General features: G+C 66.9%; 17 protein-coding genes. 10 read left to right on the forward strand and 7 right to left on the reverse strand.

All coding sequences use genetic code 11. The features are described from left to right. Positions 1-949: 949 nt before the first annotated feature. Complete coding sequence (locus tag PHP91_RS06910; RefSeq protein ID WP_300138866.1) at positions 950-1750, reverse strand: septal ring lytic transglycosylase RlpA family protein; 801 nt, start codon at positions 1748-1750, stop codon at positions 950-952. A gap of 201 nt (positions 1751-1951) precedes the next feature. Here PHP91_RS06910 and PHP91_RS06915 point away from each other — a divergent pair, with 201 nt between their 5' ends. Then, positions 1952-2734, forward strand: a complete 783-nt coding sequence (locus PHP91_RS06915) for a transporter substrate-binding domain-containing protein (RefSeq protein ID WP_300138869.1) — start codon at positions 1952-1954, stop codon at positions 2732-2734. Positions 2735-2749: 15 nt separating this feature from the next. Here PHP91_RS06915 and aspA read toward each other — a convergent pair whose 3' ends face one another. Further along, on the reverse strand, positions 2750-4156 hold the full coding sequence (aspA, locus tag PHP91_RS06920) for an aspartate ammonia-lyase (RefSeq protein ID WP_300138872.1): 1407 nt from the start codon (positions 4154-4156) through the stop codon (positions 2750-2752). Positions 4157-4159: 3 nt separating this feature from the next. Beyond that, on the reverse strand, positions 4160-5398 hold the full coding sequence (locus tag PHP91_RS06925) for an aromatic amino acid transport family protein (protein WP_300138875.1): 1239 nt from the start codon (positions 5396-5398) through the stop codon (positions 4160-4162). 176 nt (positions 5399-5574) lie between these two features. Between PHP91_RS06925 and typA the strand changes: the two genes are divergently transcribed. The 5 genes from typA (at position 5575) to PHP91_RS06950 (ending at position 11690) form a co-directional block, all read left to right on the forward strand. Then, entirely contained in the window at positions 5575-7413 is a 1839-nt protein-coding gene (gene typA, locus PHP91_RS06930) for a translational GTPase TypA (protein ID WP_300138878.1), read from the forward strand. Positions 7414-7668: 255 nt separating this feature from the next. After that, a complete protein-coding gene (gene wtpA / locus PHP91_RS06935; RefSeq protein ID WP_300138880.1) occupies positions 7669-8643 on the forward strand; it encodes a tungstate ABC transporter substrate-binding protein WtpA in 975 nt (324 codons plus the stop codon). Positions 8644-8647: 4 nt separating this feature from the next. Further along, a complete protein-coding gene (locus PHP91_RS06940) occupies positions 8648-9475 on the forward strand; it encodes an ABC transporter permease (protein WP_300138882.1) in 828 nt (275 codons plus the stop codon). Next, positions 9472-10524, forward strand: coding sequence for an ABC transporter ATP-binding protein (locus PHP91_RS06945; protein WP_300138884.1), 1053 nt, complete (start codon positions 9472-9474; stop codon positions 10522-10524). The genes PHP91_RS06940 and PHP91_RS06945 overlap by 4 nt, the downstream gene beginning before the upstream one ends. A gap of 119 nt (positions 10525-10643) precedes the next feature. Further along, the gene (locus tag PHP91_RS06950) at positions 10644-11690 is read left to right on the forward strand and encodes an FUSC family protein (RefSeq protein ID WP_300138886.1); all 1047 of its coding nucleotides are present in this window, start codon (positions 10644-10646) and stop codon (positions 11688-11690) included. Positions 11691-11740: 50 nt separating this feature from the next. Here the strand turns inward: PHP91_RS06950 and PHP91_RS06955 are convergent, their stop codons facing one another. Then, a complete protein-coding gene (locus tag PHP91_RS06955) occupies positions 11741-12679 on the reverse strand; it encodes a multidrug resistance efflux transporter family protein (RefSeq protein WP_300138889.1) in 939 nt (312 codons plus the stop codon). Positions 12680-12795: 116 nt separating this feature from the next. Between PHP91_RS06955 and PHP91_RS06960 the strand changes: the two genes are divergently transcribed. Both PHP91_RS06960 and PHP91_RS06965 read left to right on the forward strand, forming a co-directional pair. Further along, a complete protein-coding gene (locus PHP91_RS06960; RefSeq protein ID WP_300138891.1) occupies positions 12796-13722 on the forward strand; it encodes a 4Fe-4S binding protein in 927 nt (308 codons plus the stop codon). A 73-nt stretch (positions 13723-13795) separates the two neighbouring features. Continuing rightward, a complete protein-coding gene (locus tag PHP91_RS06965; RefSeq protein WP_300138894.1) occupies positions 13796-14695 on the forward strand; it encodes a CPBP family glutamic-type intramembrane protease in 900 nt (299 codons plus the stop codon). Between the two features lie 70 nt (positions 14696-14765). On the opposite strand, the gene PHP91_RS06970 is transcribed toward PHP91_RS06965, so the two are convergent. Beyond that, positions 14766-14921, reverse strand: a complete 156-nt coding sequence (locus PHP91_RS06970) for a rubredoxin (RefSeq protein ID WP_300138897.1) — start codon at positions 14919-14921, stop codon at positions 14766-14768. 268 nt (positions 14922-15189) lie between these two features. On the opposite strand from PHP91_RS06970, the gene PHP91_RS06975 reads away from it, so the two are divergent. Continuing rightward, a complete protein-coding gene (locus PHP91_RS06975; RefSeq protein WP_300138900.1) occupies positions 15190-15534 on the forward strand; it encodes a carboxypeptidase-like regulatory domain-containing protein in 345 nt (114 codons plus the stop codon). Here PHP91_RS06975 and ruvB read toward each other — a convergent pair. Together ruvB and ruvA are read right to left on the reverse strand one after the other, a co-directional pair. Continuing rightward, positions 15531-16517 (reverse strand): Holliday junction branch migration DNA helicase RuvB, encoded by a 987-nt coding sequence (gene ruvB, locus PHP91_RS06980; RefSeq protein WP_300138903.1) that lies wholly within the window; start codon positions 16515-16517, stop codon positions 15531-15533. The two genes, PHP91_RS06975 and ruvB, sit on opposite strands and share 4 nt — an antisense overlap. Then, the gene (ruvA, locus tag PHP91_RS06985; protein ID WP_300138906.1) at positions 16514-17131 is read right to left on the reverse strand and encodes a Holliday junction branch migration protein RuvA; all 618 of its coding nucleotides are present in this window, start codon (positions 17129-17131) and stop codon (positions 16514-16516) included. Before ruvA ends, ruvB begins: the two co-directional genes overlap by 4 nt. A 180-nt stretch (positions 17132-17311) precedes the next feature. On the opposite strand from ruvA, the gene PHP91_RS06990 reads away from it, so the two are divergent. Continuing rightward, positions 17312-17776, forward strand: a complete 465-nt coding sequence (locus tag PHP91_RS06990) for a hypothetical protein (RefSeq protein ID WP_300138909.1) — start codon at positions 17312-17314, stop codon at positions 17774-17776. The last annotated feature ends 22 nt before the right edge of the window (positions 17777-17798 follow it).

The following is a 17798-nucleotide window of genomic DNA, read 5'->3' on the forward strand; positions in this document are numbered from 1 at the left end:
GCTGCGAAAAGGGCGCACCCTCGCGTATTGAGATACGCGTCGGCCGCGCCCTTTTCTTGCGCCTTGCGCTTGCCCACGCCTACTGCTTCAGGGTCTCGCGCGGGCGCGCGGCGGGGAGGAAGAGAAGAAAAAGAGGGGCGCACCCTCGCGTATTGAGATACGCGTCGGCCGCGCCCTTTTCTTGCGCCTTGCGCTTGCCCACGCCTACAGCTTCAGGGTCTCGCGCGGGCGCGCGGCGGGGAGGAAGAGAAGAAAAAGAGGGGCGCACCCTCGCGTATTGAGATACGCGTCGGCCGCGCCCTTTTCTCGGGCCTTGCGCTTGCCCACGCCTACTGCTTCAGGGTCTCGCGCGGGCGCGCGGCGGGGAGGAAGAGAAGAAAAAGAGGGGCGCACCCTCGCCTATCGGGATACGCGTCGGCCGCGCCCTTTTCTTGCGCCTTGCGCTTGCCCGCGCCTACTGCTTCAGGGGCTCGCGCGGGCGCGCGGCGGGGAGGAAGAGAAGAAAAAGAGGGGCGCACCCTCGCGTATTGAGATACGCGTCGGCCGCGCCCTTTTCTTGCGCCTTGCGCTTGCCCACGCCTACTGCTTCAGGGTCTCGCGCGGGCGCGCGGCGGGGAGGAAGAGAAGAAAAAGAGGGGCGCACCCTCGCGTATTGAGATACGCGTCGGCCGCGCCCTTTTCTTGCGCCTTGCGCTTGCCCGCGCCTACTGCTTCAGGGTCTCGCGCGGGCGCGCGGCGGGGAGGAAGAGAAGGAAAAGAGGGGCGCACCCTCGCCTATCGGGATACGCGTCGGCCGCGCCCTTTTCTCGCGCCTTGCGCTTGCCTTTGCCGGGCCACGGCCCTTTCGCAGCCACCAGGAAATCGGCTCCGCCCGCCCGAATGGGCGCAACGGGAATGTGCAGGGACTCGCCCCGGCGCTGGGAAGGCCCTGACCGCCCTTATCCGTCGCCTAGCTGACGATGTAGCAGGTGGGGAACGCCCGCTTGAGGCGCTGCTGGACGCGCTCGGCCTTGTCGCGGCTCGGGAAGCTGCCCGCCACCACGATGTGCAGGGTCAGGCCGTCCCGGTTCTCGATGAGGATGGTCGCGCCGGTGTAGCCGTCCGAGACCAGGCGGCGCTGGGTGCGCTCCGCGTTGGCGCGCACGGAGAAGGCCCCCACGCGCACGGAATAGAGCTTGCCCGAGGGCTCCGCCCTGGGCACGGACCGGGAGGCCGAGGCCGTCATGGTGTCGGGCGCGACCGTGGCGCCGATGGCCGAGATGCGCACCTTGGCCACGCCCTCGTCGAGCATGCCGAGCTGCCGGGCCGCGCCATAGGAAAGGTCGAGAATCCGGCCGGACACGAACGGGCCGCGATCATTGACCACCAGGACCACGCTGCGGTTGCTGCCCAGATGGGTCACCCGGACGCGGGTGCCCAGGGGCAGGGTCTTGTGCGCGGCCGAGACGCCGTACATGTCGTAGGTCTGGCCGTTGGCCGTTGGCTTGCCGTGAAAGTCGCTGCCGTACCAGGAGGCCATGCCCACCTCGTCGTAGCCCGCGGCGGTCTGGAGGGGATAGTAGGTCCGGCCGAGCACGGTGTAGGGCCTGGTCTTGGCGTCCGCGCTGCCGGTGTAGCGCGACGGGGCGTCGCGGGTGGAGGAGCCGCTCGGCGGCGTGGAATAGACATGGCTGCGGAGCGGGTTCATGGACCCGCATCCGGCAAGCATCAGGATGGCCAGCCCGGCCAGCAGCGCGATCAGTCGGCGCATGACGCTCCTCGGGGTTGCGGCGAAGCCTTGTCGACTATCTCAAGAAAACCTAGTGAAAGTCACGACAAATGGCAAGGGGCAACCCGCGATTCCGACAAATATCGCGCGGCCGGACTGTGCGGGCGAGCTCGGCGGGCCCCTTTCCCGGCCCATTCCCTTCCGGGGACGGCCGTGTTATGTTCTCCCGTGAGGAGAACCGCCGTGCACACCATCCGCAATATCTCGATTTCGTTTCTGATCCCGCTGCTGGCCGCCGTGGCCTGCCTGCTCCCCGCAACGCCCGTCCGGGCCGGGAACGGGACCGTGGTCCTGACCGTCCCGCCCGAGGGGTGGGCCCCCTTCGTCATCCCCGCGCCGAAGCAGGCCGGGCGAGACGGCATCCTGCTGGAGGTCTTCCGCACCGCGGCCAAGGCGGCCGGGTACGACTGCCGGGTGGAGCCCCGCGCCGAGCGCGAGGGGCTGATGCTCGTGCGCCAGGGCCGGGCCGACGCCGCGCCCAAGGCGAAGGAATGGGTCTCCGGCCCGGAGCGCTACCTCTGGACCGACCCGGTCTTCCTGTCCACGGACGTCGTGGCCTCGCCCAAGGGCGCGCCCGTGGCCTATCGCGCCCCTGCGGACCTGAAGGGCCGGACCGTCGGGCTGGTGCGGGGCTTCAAGTATCCGAAGCTCGCCGAACTCGTGGACGCCGGAGCGTTCACCGCGGTCCGGGCGGCGAGTGTGGAGGAGCTGCTCCTCCTGCTCATGCGCGGCACGATAGAATGCGCCGTGGTCAACCCCACGGTGGCCAAGTGGGTCCTGCGCAACCGGGACGACATCGCGCCCGGGGACGTGGTCCTGGACCGCAACCCCGTGGACGGCGCGCCCTGCCGCTTCGCCTTCACCGGCGGCGACAAGTGGGCGTCCTTCGTGGCCCGGTTCAACGAGGAGCTGGCCGCAATGAAAAAGGATGGCAGACTGGCCGCCATCCTCAATCATTACCAATAAGCCGGATTTTCCGGATCACTTGCGGCAGATGTACCTCGGCCGGACCATGTTCTCCGGCTTGAGGATGTCGTCGAGCTCCTCGCGGGTCAGGTAGCCCTTCTCCAGCACGATGGCGTAGACGGACCCTCCGGTCCTCAGCGCCTCCTTGGCGATCTCGGCGGCCCGGTCGTAGCCGATGTGCGGATTGAGCGCCGTGACCAGGCCGATGGAGTGCTCCACCAGCTCGCGGCAGCGCTCGCGGTTGGCCGTGATGCCGGACACGCACTTGTCAGCCAGGGTCAGGCACCCCCGGCGCAGCATGTTGATGGACTGGAACAGGGAATATCCCACCACCGGCTCCATGACGTTGAGCTCCAACTGCCCGGCCTCGCAGGCCATGGACACCGTGACGTCGTGGCCGATGACGGCGAAGGCCACCTGGTTGACCACCTCGGGAATGACCGGGTTGACCTTGCCCGGCATGATGGACGAGCCCGGTTGCATGGGCGGCAGGTTGATCTCGTTCAATCCGCAGCGAGGACCGCTGGAGAGCAGCCGCAGATCGTTGCAGATCTTGGAGAGCTTCACGGCCACGCGCTTGAGCACGCCCGAGAGCTGGACGTAGGCCCCGGTGTCCTGTGTGGCCTCCACCAGGTCCGGCGAGGTCTTGAGGTTCAGGGTGGTCAGGGCCACCAGCTTTTCGGTGACCGTGCGGGTGTAGTCAGGATGGCAGTTGAGCCCGGTGCCGATGGCCGTGGCGCCCATGTTGATCTCGTAGACCAGGTCCTCGGCCTCGTCCACGCGCTGGACGTCCTCGCCGATGGTCACGGACCAGGCCGTGAACTCCTGCCCCAGCGTCATGGGCACGGCGTCCTGGAGCTGGGTCCGGCCCATCTTGAGCACGTCCGCGAACTCCTCTCCCTTCCTGGCGAAGGACTTCTGCAGGTGGCGCATGGCGTCCATCAGCTCCCTCAGCTCCAGGATCAGGGCGATGCGCAGGGAGGACGGGTACACGTCGTTGGTGGACTGGGACATGTTGACGTCGTTCAGGGGATGCAGGTGCCGGTATTCCCCCCGTCCGTGGCCCATGAGCTCCAAGGCGCGGTTGCAGATGACCTCGTTGGCGTTCATGTTGGCCGAAGTTCCCGCCCCGCCCTGGATGACGTCCACCACGAACTGGTCGTGCAGCCGCCCGGCCAGCAGGTCCTCGCAGGCCCGGCAGATGGCCCGGCACTTGCCCTCCTCCAGCAGCCCCAGGGAAGCGTTGGCCTCGGCCGCGGCCTGCTTGACGTAGGCCAAGGCCTCGATGAGCCTCGGGTAGTGGGCCATGGGGATGCCGGTGATGTGGAAGTTGTCCCGGGCGCGCTGGGTCTGGACGCCGTAATAGGCGTCCGCCGGGACCTGCACGTCGCCCAGGCTGTCGTGTTCGATGCGATATTCCATGAATTACTCCACGAAGTTGTAGGAATGATGGGACCAGTACTCCACGTCCGGGCTGATCTTCAGCATGCCCAGCTCCTGTCCGCACTCCACCAGCAGGACCACCGTGAAGAAGGCCACGATGAGCCAGCCCAGGAAACGCCTGCGCGACCCCGGCGCGCCCTGCTTGATGAGCAGGACTCCCGGCAGGATGCCGAACAGGGTGCCGATGCCAAGGCCGCCCACCACGTTCAGGGCGCCAAGGAAGCCGTTGGGATAGAGCACGCCCACGAGGAGCGGCGGCATGAAGGAGAGCAGCCAGACGGCGCAGCGGCTGCGCAGCCGCTCGCCGGACACGTCGCGGATGAAGCTCATCAGCCCCGCGCCCGTGCCCATGTAGGATGTGGACATGGCCACCACCGAAAAGGCGATGGACACGTTGACGAAGACCCTGGAGTGGATGAGCCGGTTGAGCGGCACGGTTGCGGGCAACCCGGCGTTGAAGGCGTGGATGATGTCCACGCCCGAGGAAGACTCCACGGGCAGGGTCAGAAGAACGGCGATGGTCCAGCTCACGGTCATGAGGAACCCGATGCCCGAGCCGAGCCAGATGGCCTTGTTGATGGCCGCCCGGTCGTTGTTCAGGCTGTGGCAGAGCGTGGGCACCACGTTGTGGAAGTTGAAGGCGACCACCAGGATGGGCAGGCCGGAGGTGAAGAAAGACATATCCATCCCCCCCGGGTCCACGCCCTCGAAATGGGGCACGACAAGCACCAGCAGGAGGGCGAAGAGCACCCACATGGCGACCATGAGGATGGCGTTGCCCCGCCTGAGAACCGCGTCACCCAGGCTGGTCAGCAGCGTGATGACGCAGAAATAGATTATCAACACGCCCCACTCGGGCAGCGGGACGTGGAAGGACTGCACGGCCACGGTGGAGACTCCGGCCAGGTAGGCCGTGAGCAGGCCGTAGAGGATGAGCAGGTTGGCCGCCACGCTGAACCATTTCCCGGCCTTGCCCAGCACGGATTCGAAGAGCGAGGGCATGTCCGCGTTCTCGTTCTGGACAAGAAAGGGCTGGCGGGAGATGATAAGCCCCGTGCAGGTCATGACGAACCAGACGGCCACGGCCCCGCACAGGGCCGGGATGAAGCCGGACGGTCCGAGATTGACGGGCAGGGCCAGGATGCCCGCCCCAACCATGTAGCCGGTGAGAACCAGGGCGGTGGACACGATCTTTGAGGCGGGAGGCGTATCGGCGGACATGAGGTGACTCCATTGTTGCAGCGGTCGCGCGTCGGTGAGAACGTCCTAGCCCAAAAATCGACGAATTTGAATCGGGATTTGCGACGTCACGCATTCTCCGCTTGCGTCCCGGCACACTTTCGGTTACCCCCACTCCCTGCGCAACCGCGCCCATTACATTATCTACGGGGAAAACCATGAGCAACAAAGTCATCAACGAGAAGCTCCGCAATATAGCCATTATAGCCCACGTTGACCACGGCAAGACCACCCTGGTGGACGGCATGTTCAGGCAGTCCGGCACCTTCCGCGAAGGCCAGGAAGTGAACGACCGGGTCATGGACTCCATGGACCTGGAGCGCGAGCGCGGCATCACCATCGCCGCCAAGAACTGCTCGGTCACCTGGAAGGGCGTCAAGATCAACATCATCGACACCCCCGGCCACGCCGACTTCGGCGGCGAGGTCGAGCGGTCCCTGTCCATGGCCGACGGAGCCATCCTGCTGGTGGACGCGTCCGAAGGCCCCCTGCCCCAGACCCGTTTCGTCCTCAAGAAGGCCCTGGAGCGCGGCCTGGCCCTGATGGTGGTCATCAACAAGGTCGACCGCCAGGACGCCCGCCCGGCCGAGGTCCTCAACGAAATCTACGACCTGTTCATCGACCTGGACGCCAGCGAGGAGCAGCTCGACTTCCCCCTGCTCTACGCCATCGGCCGCGACGGCATCGCCATGAAGACCGCCGAGGAGCGCGGCGAGAACCTGCACATCCTCCTCGACATGATCCTCGACAAGGTGCCCGGCCCGGCCCACGACACCGATGAGCCCTTCCAGATGCTCGTCTCCGACCTCTCCTACTCCGACTACCTGGGCCGCCTGGCCATCGGCAAGGTGCACCACGGCACGGCCCAGTCCAACGACCAGCTCGTCTGCCTGGCCGCCGAAGGCCGCGACGTGCCGCTCAAGGTCACCAAGCTCCAGACCTACGACGGCCTCAAGGTGGTGCCCACCGAGACCTGCGAGCCCGGCGACATCATCGTCATCGCGGGCATCGAGGACGTGCACATCGGCGACACCATCTGCACCAAGGACGCCCCGAGCCGCCTGCCGCGCATCACCGTGGACGAGCCCACCGTGTCCATGCGCTTCGGCATCAACACCTCCCCGCTGGCGGGCCAGGAGGGCAAGCTGGTCCAGTCCAACAAGATCCGCGAGCGCCTCCAGAAGGAAATCCTGCTCAACGTGTCCATCCAGGTGGAACAGACCGAGAGCCGCGACGCCTTCCTGGTCAAGGGACGCGGCGAGTTCCAGATGGCCATCCTGGTGGAGCAGATGCGCCGCGAGGGCTTCGAGCTTTCCGTTGGCCGCCCGGAGGTCATCATGAAGGTGCAGGACGGCCAGAAGATGGAGCCCATCGAGCACCTCTTCATCGACTGCGACGAGGCCTACATGGGCGTCGTCACCGAGAAGATCCAGATCCGCAAGGGCCGCATGACCAACATGGTCAACCACGGCACCGGCCGCGTCCGCCTGGAGTTCTCCGTGCCGTCCCGCTCGCTCATCGGCTACCGCGACGAGTTCCTGACCGACACCAAGGGCACCGGCATCATGAACTCCTACCTGGAGGGCTACGGCGAATACCGGGGCGACTTCGTCTCCCGCCACACCGGCTCCCTGGTGGCCGACCGCTCGGGCAAGGGCGTGGCCTACGGCATCTTCAACCTGGAGCCGCGCGGCCGCATGTTCATCGTGCCCGGCGACCCCATCTATGAAGGCATGATCGTCGGCGAGCACAACCGGGAGAACGACATCAACATCAACCCGGCCAAGGAAAAGAAGCTGACCAACATGCGCGCCTCGGGCAAGGACGAGGCCGTGACCCTGACCCCGGTCAAGCCCATGACCCTGGAATACGCCATCAACTTCATCAAGGACGACGAGGAGGTGGAAGTCACCCCCCTGTCCATCCGCCTGCGCAAGTCCGAGCTCTCCTCGCTGGTCCGCCACCGGCTGGAAGGCAAGAAGAAAAAGGTCGACTAGCCGGCCCTGTCATCAATATCCCCGGGGGATGCGCTGCGGCGCATCCCTTTTTTTTCGTCCCCCCCCCGCCCCGGCCTCGGGCTCTGCCCCGCGCAGGAGGACCGGACCCGTTGAATTAGTTCACTATTCATATGTACACTCGTTCACATTGGCGTTTTCAATGTAAAATCAGTGAGCTATTGACGAAACGTGCTCCGTTGAACATAATTCCACACTGCAACCTTTCGCATGTCCATGCCATGAAGGAGGAATCAAATGGCACACATCCGCACCCTTCTCCGCGTCCTTGCGCTGACGCTGACCCTGACCCTGGCGGCGTCCGTCGCCCTGGCCGAACCGTCCGGGAAACTGATCGTCTTCCACGCCGGAAGCCTGTCCGTTCCCTTTGCCCAGATCGAAAAGGATTTTGAAAAAATGTACCCCAAGGTGGACGTCCTGCGCGAAGCGGGCGGCTCCACCAAGATGGCCCGGCTGATCTCGGAGGTGGGGAAGCCCGCCGACATCATGGCCTCGGCCGACTACGTGGTCATCGACAAGAATCTCATCCCGCAATTCGCATCCTTCAACGTCCGCTTCGCCTCCAACCAGATGGTCCTGTGCTACACGGAAAAGTCCAGGTACGCCGACAAGATCAACGCGGACAACTGGTATGAGATCCTTCAGAAGAAGGACGTGGTCTGGGGCCATTCCGATCCCAACCTCGACCCCTGCGGCTACCGCTCGCTCATGGTCCTGCAACTGGCCGAGAAGTTCTACGGCAAGCCCGGCCTGAACGCCGCCCTGCTGGCCAACCGGCCCGAGAAGAACGTCCGGCCCAAGTCCGTGGAGCTCATCTCCCTGCTCCAGGCCGGGCACATGGACTACGCCTGGGAATACCTGTCCGTGGCCGTGCAGCACGGCCTCAAGTACGTGGTCCTCGACAAGCACATCAACCTGAGCGACCTCTCCCTGGAGCCCTACTACGCGTCCGCCAAGGTGCAGGTCACCGGCAAGGAGCCCGGCAGCTTCATCGAGCGCGTGGGCAAGTCCATCACCTACGGCGTGACCATGATCGACAAGGCCCCGAACCCCGAGGCGGCCAAGGCGTTCCTGCAGTATCTCTTCAACCCCGAGGGCGGCCTCAAGACCCTGAAGGACATGGGCCAGCCCCCCTTCGTGCCGGTGGAGACCACCGCGGCGGGCATGGAGAAGCTGCCCCCCTGCCTGAAGCCCCTGGCGACCGTGAAGTAGGCGCGTGAACCGTTCGACGACAAAACCGGGAGGCCCCGCCCTGCCGCGGGGCCTCCCCGGCCGCATCTTTCACGCCTGGATGGCCCTGTCCGCGCTGCTGGTCCTGGTGTTCATCGCCCTGCCGCTGGCCACCATGCTCACGGCCCCCACCTGGGAGGTCCTGCGGAAAACCCTGGCGGACAAGGAAGTCCTCGACTCGGTATGGCTCTCCATGACCACGGCGGCCACGGCGGCGGGCATCGCCTTCCTCTTCGGAACCCCGCTGGCCTACATCCTGGCGCGCAACGCCTTTCCCGGCAAGAAGCTGGTGGAGAGCCTGGTGGACCTGCCGATCATGATTCCCCACCCGGTGGTGGGCATCGCCCTGCTCAGCCTGACCAGCCCGCGAATCTGGTTCGGCCAGGCGCTCCAGTCCATGGGCATCGAGTTCATGGGCACCCGGACCGGCATCGTCACCGTGCTCGTCTTCGTGGGCATGCCCTTCTACATCAACGCGGCCAAGTCCGGCATCGAGTCCATCCCGACGAGACTGGAGAAGGTCTCCCGCTCCCTGGGGGCCGGGGCCGGGGCCACCTTTTTCCGCATCACCCTGCCGCTGTGCTGGCGCTACATGCTGGTGGGGATGATAATGTGCATGGCGAGGGCCATCAGCGAATTCGGGGCCATCATCATCGTGGCCTACCACCCCATGATCGCGCCGGTGCTGATGTACGAGCGGTTCACCGCCTACGGCCTCAAGTTCTCCCAGCCCGTGGCCGTGATCCTGATCCTGGTCTCCATGCTCTTCTTCCTGCTCCTGCGCACCCTCTCGCTGCCCAAGGAGAAGGAATGATCCGCCTGACCGACCTGTACATGGACCTGCCCGGCTTCACCCTGGACCATGTCAGCCTGCACGTCCGCCCCGGCGAGTTCTTCGCGCTCATGGGGGCCACCGGCTCGGGCAAGACCCTGGTCCTGGAGACCGTGGCGGGGCTGACCCGCCTGGACGGCGGCCGGGTGGATATCGGCGGCCGGGACGTCACCGGGCTCCCGCCCGAGCAGCGCAACGTCAGCCTGGTCTACCAGGACCACGCCCTGTTCCCGCACCTGACCGTGTTGCAAAACGTCATGTACGGCCAACGCTACCACGGCATCCCGGCCGACGAGGGGAAACGGGAGGCACTCGCCCTGCTCGACCTGCTGGGCCTCGGCTCCCAGGAGAAGCGCCGCCCCGCCCGGCTGAGCGGCGGCGAGAAGCAGCGCGTGGCCCTGGCCCGCGCCCTGGCCTGCCGTCCGGACGTCATCCTCCTGGACGAGCCCCTCTCCTCCCTGGACCCGCAGTTCCGGGGCGAGCTCCGGCGCACCTTGAAGGAAGCGCACGCCAACACCGGGGCCACCTTCCTCATGGTCACCCACGACTTCGTGGACGCCCTGACCCTGGCCGAGCGGGCCGCTGTCATCAAGGGCGGCGTCCTCCAGCAGGAGGACTCCGTGACCAACATCTTCCGCCGCCCGGCCACGCCCTTCGTGGCAGCCTTCACCGGCATGACCAACATCCTCCCGGCCACCTACGAGGGCGCGGGCTGCGCCTTTGCCGGATGCCGGTTCGACGGCCTGCCGGACCTGCCGCACTGGGCCAGGGGCTATGCCGCCGTGCGGCCCGAGGACGTCATCGTGGGCGCGGAATCGGATTTCCCGGCCGACTGGTGCGTGCTGCGAGGGCGCGTGGAGCGGCTGGAGCGCGAGGGGTTCACCTGGACCGCGTCGGTGCTGTGCGCAGGGGAACCGATCACCGCCACGGTGGACCACCACCTGGTCCTGGGCGGCCGGCTTGCGCCGGGCACGGAGGTCACCCTCGGCTTCGCCAGGGCCCACCTCCACCACATGCCCGAGACGGCGTAGCCGCCCCGGGCCTCCCGCCGCCACGCGACGGGCCCGGCCCCGATTCCGGACCGCTGGGACCGCATATTTTCCCTTGCCAAGCCGCGCGAATGGCGGCAAAAGCCACGGCGGAAACCACCATGCGACAGATCGACTTCAATTCCACAAAATCCCACATCCGGCACGGCGTCAAGACCGGCCTGGCCTCCGTGCTGGCCTACGTCATCGCCGAATGGCTGCATTTTCCCTTCGCCTACTGGGCCTCCCTGTCGGCGGTCATCGTCATGCAGATGTCCGTGGCCGACTCCATCCGGATGTGCTGGTACCGGTTCTCGGGAACGGCCGTGGGCGCGGCCATCGCGGCCATCGCCATCCTGGTCTTCCCGGACAACCAGCCCATGACCCTGGTGGCCCAGTTCCTGTCCATCGCCTTTTGCGCCTACATGACCCGGTACAACGCCCGCTACAAGATGGCGGCCATCACCACCACCATCGTGTTCCTGGCCAGCCTGGGCGAGCCCGGCAGGCTTATGTACGGGATGGAGCGGGTCCAGGAGATCGCCCTGGGCGTGACCTGCGCCTTCCTGGTCAGCGTCACCCTGTGGCCCCAGCGCGCGGGCCAGGCCCTGCGCCTGAGCCTGCAACGCCAGTTCTCGGCCATGGCCGTCATCTACGGGGAACTGATCGAGGGCTTCCTCAATCTCCAGTCGTCCGTGCCGCCGGACCTGCTCGACCAGGTCGAAAAGGACATGGCCGCCAACCGGGACCTCTACCGGGGCGTCCTCCACCACGAGCGGCTGATCTACCGCGACGACACCAGCTCCCTCGATTTCCAGATGCACATCCTGGAGAGCTGCATGCCGCACCTGCGCTCCATGCTCCACTCCCTGAACGATCCCCAGGAAGAACACTACGAGATCATCATGGGGGCGGAGCTGCGCGCGCTGACCTCGGCCCTCCAAAACGCGCTGGAGGCCATCGGCAAGGGCGAGGTCCCGGACGGAAGCCGGCTCTCCCTGGCCCTGGACGAGGCCAACGGGAAGCTGGAGGCGCTGCGGCGGCAGGGCGTGATGCGGCGGTTCACCCTGCAGATGATGATGAAGTTCTTTTCGTTCTACTACTCGCAGCGGTTCATGGCCCAGGTACTGCTGGACCACATGCCGCAGGAGCCCGCCGCCGGGGAGTGAAGGCGGCCCGCCTGGCCCTTTTCCGACGCCCCCTTTGACCACCGCGCCCGTCAGCCGCGCGTCTGCATCCGCACGTAGAGCATCAGCCCGAGCATGGTCAGGGCCATGCCGGTCCAGCCCAGCGGGCCGGGCAGGACGTGGCCGAGCAGGATCGCCTCCCCGGCCAGGGAGAAGACCACCTCCATGGACTGGGTGCAGTCCGCGGCGGCCAGCTCGGCCGAGGTCCGCGCCCGGTGACGGGCGTGGAGGAAGAGCGAGGTGGCGATGACGCCGGAGCAGGCGGCCACGATGGCGGTCTGCGCCAGTTGCCCGGCCGGGGGCGGCGGCGGTTGGACGGCGAGGATGAGCACGATCCAGAGCGGCAGCGACCCCAGGGTCAGAAGCAGGACCCGGCAGAAGGCGTCGTCCATGGCAGGATGGTCGATGCGCGGGATGAGCCGGTGCTCGCCCTGGCGCGCCTCCCAGACCATCTGGTTGCCCAGGGGATAGGCGAAGGCCGCCACCAGCACGGGCAGCGCGCCCCGGAGCGTGGTCGCCAGATCGCCCGCCGACGCCTGCTCCACGTTGACCAGCACCACTCCGACGAAGATGACCAGGGTCAGGGCTATGGCCCTGAGCGGCACCCGCCGCCCGAACCCGAGAAGGACCAGCGGCGCGGCCAGGATGGTCAACTGCCAGGTGGCCGCCACCACCCAGCCGGGCGTGTAGTCCGAGGCGAAGGTCAGCAGGGCGTAGAACACGCCGAACCCGATGCTCCCGGCCACGGTCCAAAACCAGATGTGGCGGCGGAACAGGCGCAGCGTGTCGGCCAGGAGCCGTCCCTTGCCCGTGGCCGCCAGCCACAGGAGCAGGAAGGCGAGCATCCAGAAATAGCGCAGACTGGCCGACCACACCCAGTGGCCGCCCGTCAGGCTCATGGCCCGGTTGAGGACGAAAGTGGAGCTGAAAAACAGGCTGGCGAGAGCGCCGTAGAGGATGATCTTGAACATGGCCTTCCCTTGATCGACCCTCGCGAAATGCCACGGGGTGAATCGAAAGTCCATTGACTTTCCGCCGCCGCCCGGTACATTTTTATGCAGGAGACGAACCGAAACCCGCCACCGCCATGAAGCTTCCCTTCGTCAAGCAATCCACCGCCGACTATTACCGGGTCTGCCGCGCGCGCGGCATGTCGCTCCTCCAGTTCCTCCACGGCTACGTCTACGGCCGCTGGTGCTACCACTACATCGGCCTGGCCGGGGACAAGGACCCATGGTGGCGCTGGCTTTTCGCCCCGCTGGTGGTCCTGGTCAACCATGTGACCCCGTTCAAGTCCACGCCCGAAAACCGGCTGGGCGACCCGGATCAGAAGAAGCCGGTCTGGGGCGACACCTACCACGGCAAACCCCTGCCGCTGTCCGAGGCCGCCAAGCTGGTCAAGATCGGCCGGGCGGTGAACACCGAGGTCTCCGAGCAGGTCCTGCCCTTCACCCGCGCCCGGGAGATCGTGCTGGCCAACCCGGCCCGCATCGTGGTCATCGACTGTCCCTGCCGCTCGGGCATGAAGAACCCGTGCCGGCCGCTGGACGTCTGCCTGATCATCGGCGACCCCATCGCCTCGTTCATGCTGGAGCACCACCCGGACAAGTCGCGCGAGATCGGCCCGGACGAGGCCGTGCGCATCCTGAAGGCGGAGAACGCGCGCGGCCATGTGGCCCACGCCTTCTTCAAGGACGTCATGCTCGGCCGGTTCTACGCCATCTGCAACTGCTGCTCCTGCTGCTGCGGGGCCATGCGGGCCCAGCGCATGGGCGCGACCATGCTCTGCTCCTCCGGCTACCTGGCCGTGGTGGACGAGGAAAAGTGCACCTCCTGCGGCGTCTGCGCCCAGAAGTGCCAGTTCAAGGCCATCGGTTTCCGCGACCGGCACGCCGTGATCCGCGAGAAGCGGTGCATGGGCTGCGGCGTCTGCGTCGAGGCCTGCTCCAAGGACGCCCTCTCCCTGCGCCTGGCCCCGGAGAAGGGCGCCCCCCTGCGCGTGGACGCGCTCTGATCCCGCCCCCGTTCCCGCTCCCTTTCGGCCCCCGGCGGTGGACGGAATCCGCCGCCTCGGGTACCGTGCGCCCATGACGCAGACCCAGAACACCCGCTCCGTGGCCATCTTCCTCGGCCTGACCTTCGCCGCCACCTTCGGCCTGGAGGCCGTACTCATCGCGGGCGGCCTGCGCTTCGACGACCCCGTGCTGCGCACCGGCCCGACACTGTGGCTGCTGGCCGAGATGTGGATTCCCGGCCTGGCCGCCCTGGTCGCGGTCAAATTCGTGGAAAAGCGGTCCTGGCGCGAGCTGCGCGAGGACCTGTTGCTGCGCTTCGGCTCGGCCGGCCCCTGGGTGCTGATGCTCCCGCTCGCCCCGCTGCTCTTCGCGGCCATGTACGGCCTGACCTGGCTCCTGGGCCTGGGCGCGCCGGACCCGACCCTCGCCACCCTGACCACGGCCACCGGCGCGCAGGGCCTGACCTCGGACGACGTCTTCAAGGTCATGCTGCCCATGTCCGCCCTGGTGGGGCCGCTGGTCAACTTCGGCTTCGGCCTGGGCGAGGAGCTGGGCTGGCGCGGCTTCCTGCTGCCCCGTCTGCTCCACCTGGGCAAGGGCAGGGCCTACCTGCTCCTGGGCGTGCTCTGGGGGCTGTGGCACGCCCCGCTCATCCTGGCCGGGTTCGACTATCCCGGCCATCCAGTGGCGGGCGTGGCCATGATGTGCGTGCTGTGCACGGCCTTCGGCGTCTTCCTGGGGGAAATGACGCTCCACTTCCGCTCCGTGCTGCTGGCCGGGTTCATCCACGGCGCGGTCAACGCCCAGGGCTACGGCATCTGGCCCTGGCTCTTTCCGAGCGTGAACCCGGTCCTGGGCGGCGGCTCGGGCCTGACCGGCGCGGCCGTCTGGCTGGCGGCCGGACTGACGGCCTGGTGGTGGTGCGAACGCCGGCGCGAGCGGGACCGGGAGACCGCATACTCCGGCCTGTAACGCCGCGCCCGCCTCCCCTGCATGAGAAAAGCCCCCGTCGCCGGGGGCTTTCCGTTTCGGCCGGTCCGGCCTAGATTTTCTCGAAGTATTCCTTTTCCGCGCCGCACTTGGGGCAGACCCAGTCGTCGGGCAGGTCCTCGAAGGGCGTTCCCACCGGAATGTTGTTGTCCGGGTCGCCTTCCGCCGGGTCGTACACGTAGCCGCAGGGGCATTCCCACTTGTCCATGGAGTTCCTCCGTATTGCGAATTTCCGCCAGCCTAGCAAGCCATCGGAAAAAGGAAAAGGGCATACTGTTCAAAAAAACGGCGGATGCAAGACGCCCCAAAAAGTTCAACCCCGAAGCGTACTCCCGTGCGTGCGGGCTCGAACTATTCGCAGCAACGCCGCAGATCGCCGCTTCCCGGGAGCCTGCTAAAACCCGCAAGCGGCCGCCCCTTCCCCTGGCCGGGCAAACAAGGTAGGCTCGGGCCAACCCATCCCGCCGGAGGATACCATGCCCAAGAAAATCTCCCTGGCCCTGCTCCCGGTCCTGCTCCTGGCCCTGCTCCTCGCCGCCGACGCCGTGGCCCGCGAGGGCACCCACCTCCTCTTCGGCACCGTCAGTTGCGACGGCCAGCCCGTGGTCGGCGCGCAGGTCACGGTCACCGGGCTGTCCAGCTACGCCTCCCGCTCCGTGCTCACGGACAGCCGGGGCATCTACATGGCGGGAAAACTGCCCACGGACGAATACCTGATCCAGGTCGTGGGCCCGGAACTGGGAGTGTTTCTCCCGGCCAGGAGCAACATTTTCGTGCGCAAGGACCGCAACGAACTGAATTTCAAGCTGAAACGGCGCTAGAGCAGCGGAAGCCGGTCGTCTTCCATCCGAAGCTTGAGGTGCTGGTACGCCTTGGCCGTGGCCACGCGGCCGCGCGGCGTGCGCTTCAGGAACCCGCACTGGATGAGGTACGGCTCGTAGATGTCCTCGATGGTCCGGACCTCCTCGGCGCAGGCCGCGGCGATGGTCTTGAGCCCCACCGGCCCGCCGCCGAAGGTCTCCACCACCAGGGAGAGAATCTTGCGGTCCATGTTGTCCAGCCCGTGGCGATCCACGTCGAGCCGCTCCAGGGAGGACTCGGCGATCTCGCGGGTCACGGTGCCGTCGCCGTGGACCAGGGCGTAGTCGCGCACGCGCCGCAGCAGCCGGTTGGCGATGCGCGGAGTGCCGCGCGCCCTGCGGCCGATGACCAGGGCCCCCTCGGGCTCCACCCTGACGCCCAGGATGGCCGCCGAGCGCTCCACGATCAGGCCCAGTTCCTCGGGCGAATAGAATTCGATGCGGAAGATGCAGCCGAACCGGTCGCGCAGGGGCGAGGTCAGCAGCCCGAGCCGCGTGGTGGCCCCCACCAGGGTGAAGGGCTCCAGGTCGAGCTTCACCGTCCGCGCGCCGGGGCCGGAGCCGATGACCAGGTCTATCTGGAAGTCCTCCATGGCCGGGTACAGGACCTCCTCGACGGTGGCGGGCATCCGGTGGATCTCGTCGATGAACAGGATGTCGCCGCGCTCCAGGTTGGTCAGGATGGCGGCCAGGTCGCCGGACCGCTCCATGACCGGGCCGGAGGTGGATACCATGTTCACCCCGAGCTCGCTGGCCATGATCCGGGCCAGCGTGGTCTTGCCCAGGCCGGGGTTGCCGTAGAAAAGGGTGTGGTCCAGGGGCCGGGCCCGCTCGTTGGCCGCGCGGATGAAGACGTCCAGGTTGGCGCGCAAATCGTCCTGGCCGATGAAGTCGGCAAGCCGCCGGGGGCGGACGTTTTCCTCGGGAAGTGTGCAGTTGCTCATGAGCGCATCGCGTTGATTTTCTTGAGCACCGCCCGGATGGCTCCGGCGGCGTCGAGGTCGGGCTCCGCGTCGAAAACGTCGAGGATCAGGGGCCGGACCTCTTCCTCAGCGTATCCCAGCCCCTTGAGGCCCGCAAGGGCGTCCAGGTACTCGGAATGCGGGCCCTGGGGCGCGTCGGCCGCCTGGCCCGACGGCATGGCCGCCCCCAGCTTGTTCACCATGTCCTTGAGATGCCAGAGAATCTGCTTGGCCGACTTGGGCCCGATGCCCGGCACGCGGGCGAGCATGTCCGCATCCTCGCGAAAGACGATCTCGCGCAGGTGGCCAGCGTCGTAGAGCGAGAGGATGGCCAGGGCCTTCTTGGGCCCGAGCTTGTCGATGGAGATGAGGGTCCGGAACAGGGCCAAATCGTCGCTATCCAAAAAGCCGAACAGGTCGATGGACTTCTCGGCCACCTGGGTGTGGACGTGAAGCGCCACCTCCCCGCCCTTGCCGGGCAGGCGGGCCAGGACCGAGGTGGGCGCGGACACGGCGTAGCCCACGCCGCCGGGCGTGAGCAGCACGAGCCGCTTGTCGTCGGCCGAAACGAGCGTGCCTCGCAGGTATTCGATCATGAGTGCAACGTCCTTTTGCTGGTTCGCCTGTAAGTAGCCTACTTCGCCCGCAATGACAAAAGTTTGTTTGCGCCCCCGCCCCCCGGTCCGGCCGCCCGGCCTTGCCCCGGCGGGCGCATTGGGCTACACTTTTGCCCGCGCCGCAGCGCGCCGAAATCCCGAACCCGCAGGAGCCGACCCATGGAGCCCACCGCCATCCGCACCCACATATTCTCCGTCATCATGCAAAAGATCGAGGCCCAGGACGAGGCCAAGCGCCGGGAGGCCCTGGCCGAATTCATGTCCGTCACCGGCACGGCGGGCAACGCGGGCGAGCGCGTGGCCGAGCTCATCCCGCCGATCATGGGCGAGCTCTACGAAAAGTGGGTGACCATGTTCGTGGACCGGCTCATGGAGACCGTGGACGCGAAAAACATCGAGCTGCTCTGCGACGGCGCGGACGAGAACAACGCCGCCCTGGTCCTGGCCTACATAATGTTCCTGGAGTCCGCGCGCATGGAAAAACAGATCGACGAGGACCTGCGCGCCCAGGGACTGCGCGCTCCGGGCGACGACATGGGCGACCTGGCCGCCAACTACCTGCGCGCCCAGATGGCCAAGATCGCCCAGAAGACCAACCAGGACAAGCCCAAGGGCAACGCCTAGCTCCCGGCCGGCCGGGCCGCCG

The sequence above is a fragment of the Pseudodesulfovibrio sp. genome, from assembly GCF_028692895.1.
GTDB lineage: Bacteria > Desulfobacterota > Desulfovibrionia > Desulfovibrionales > Desulfovibrionaceae > Pseudodesulfovibrio.

Bases quoted from the DNA above. Each gene is read 5' to 3' on its own strand.
- PHP91_RS06925 (WP_300138875.1), bottom strand. From the start codon at position 5,398: ATGTCCGCCGATACGCCTCCCGCCTCAAAGATCGTGTCCACCGCCCTG.
- PHP91_RS06955 (WP_300138889.1), bottom strand. From the start codon at position 12,679: ATGTTCAAGATCATCCTCTACGGCGCTCTCGCCAGCCTGTTTTTCAGC.
- wtpA (WP_300138880.1), top strand. From the start codon at position 7,669: ATGGCACACATCCGCACCCTTCTCCGCGTCCTTGCGCTGACGCTGACC.
- PHP91_RS06960 (WP_300138891.1), top strand. From the start codon at position 12,796: ATGAAGCTTCCCTTCGTCAAGCAATCCACCGCCGACTATTACCGGGTC.
- PHP91_RS06970 (WP_300138897.1), bottom strand. From the start codon at position 14,921: ATGGACAAGTGGGAATGCCCCTGCGGCTACGTGTACGACCCGGCGGAA.
- PHP91_RS06965 (WP_300138894.1), top strand. From the start codon at position 13,796: ATGACGCAGACCCAGAACACCCGCTCCGTGGCCATCTTCCTCGGCCTG.
- PHP91_RS06910 (WP_300138866.1), bottom strand. From the start codon at position 1,750: ATGCGCCGACTGATCGCGCTGCTGGCCGGGCTGGCCATCCTGATGCTT.
- PHP91_RS06945 (WP_300138884.1), top strand. From the start codon at position 9,472: ATGATCCGCCTGACCGACCTGTACATGGACCTGCCCGGCTTCACCCTG.
- ruvB (WP_300138903.1), bottom strand. From the start codon at position 16,517: ATGAGCAACTGCACACTTCCCGAGGAAAACGTCCGCCCCCGGCGGCTT.
- aspA (WP_300138872.1), bottom strand. From the start codon at position 4,156: ATGGAATATCGCATCGAACACGACAGCCTGGGCGACGTGCAGGTCCCG.
- PHP91_RS06990 (WP_300138909.1), top strand. From the start codon at position 17,312: ATGGAGCCCACCGCCATCCGCACCCACATATTCTCCGTCATCATGCAA.
- PHP91_RS06950 (WP_300138886.1), top strand. From the start codon at position 10,644: ATGCGACAGATCGACTTCAATTCCACAAAATCCCACATCCGGCACGGC.
- ruvA (WP_300138906.1), bottom strand. From the start codon at position 17,131: ATGATCGAATACCTGCGAGGCACGCTCGTTTCGGCCGACGACAAGCGG.
- typA (WP_300138878.1), top strand. From the start codon at position 5,575: ATGAGCAACAAAGTCATCAACGAGAAGCTCCGCAATATAGCCATTATA.
- PHP91_RS06975 (WP_300138900.1), top strand. From the start codon at position 15,190: ATGCCCAAGAAAATCTCCCTGGCCCTGCTCCCGGTCCTGCTCCTGGCC.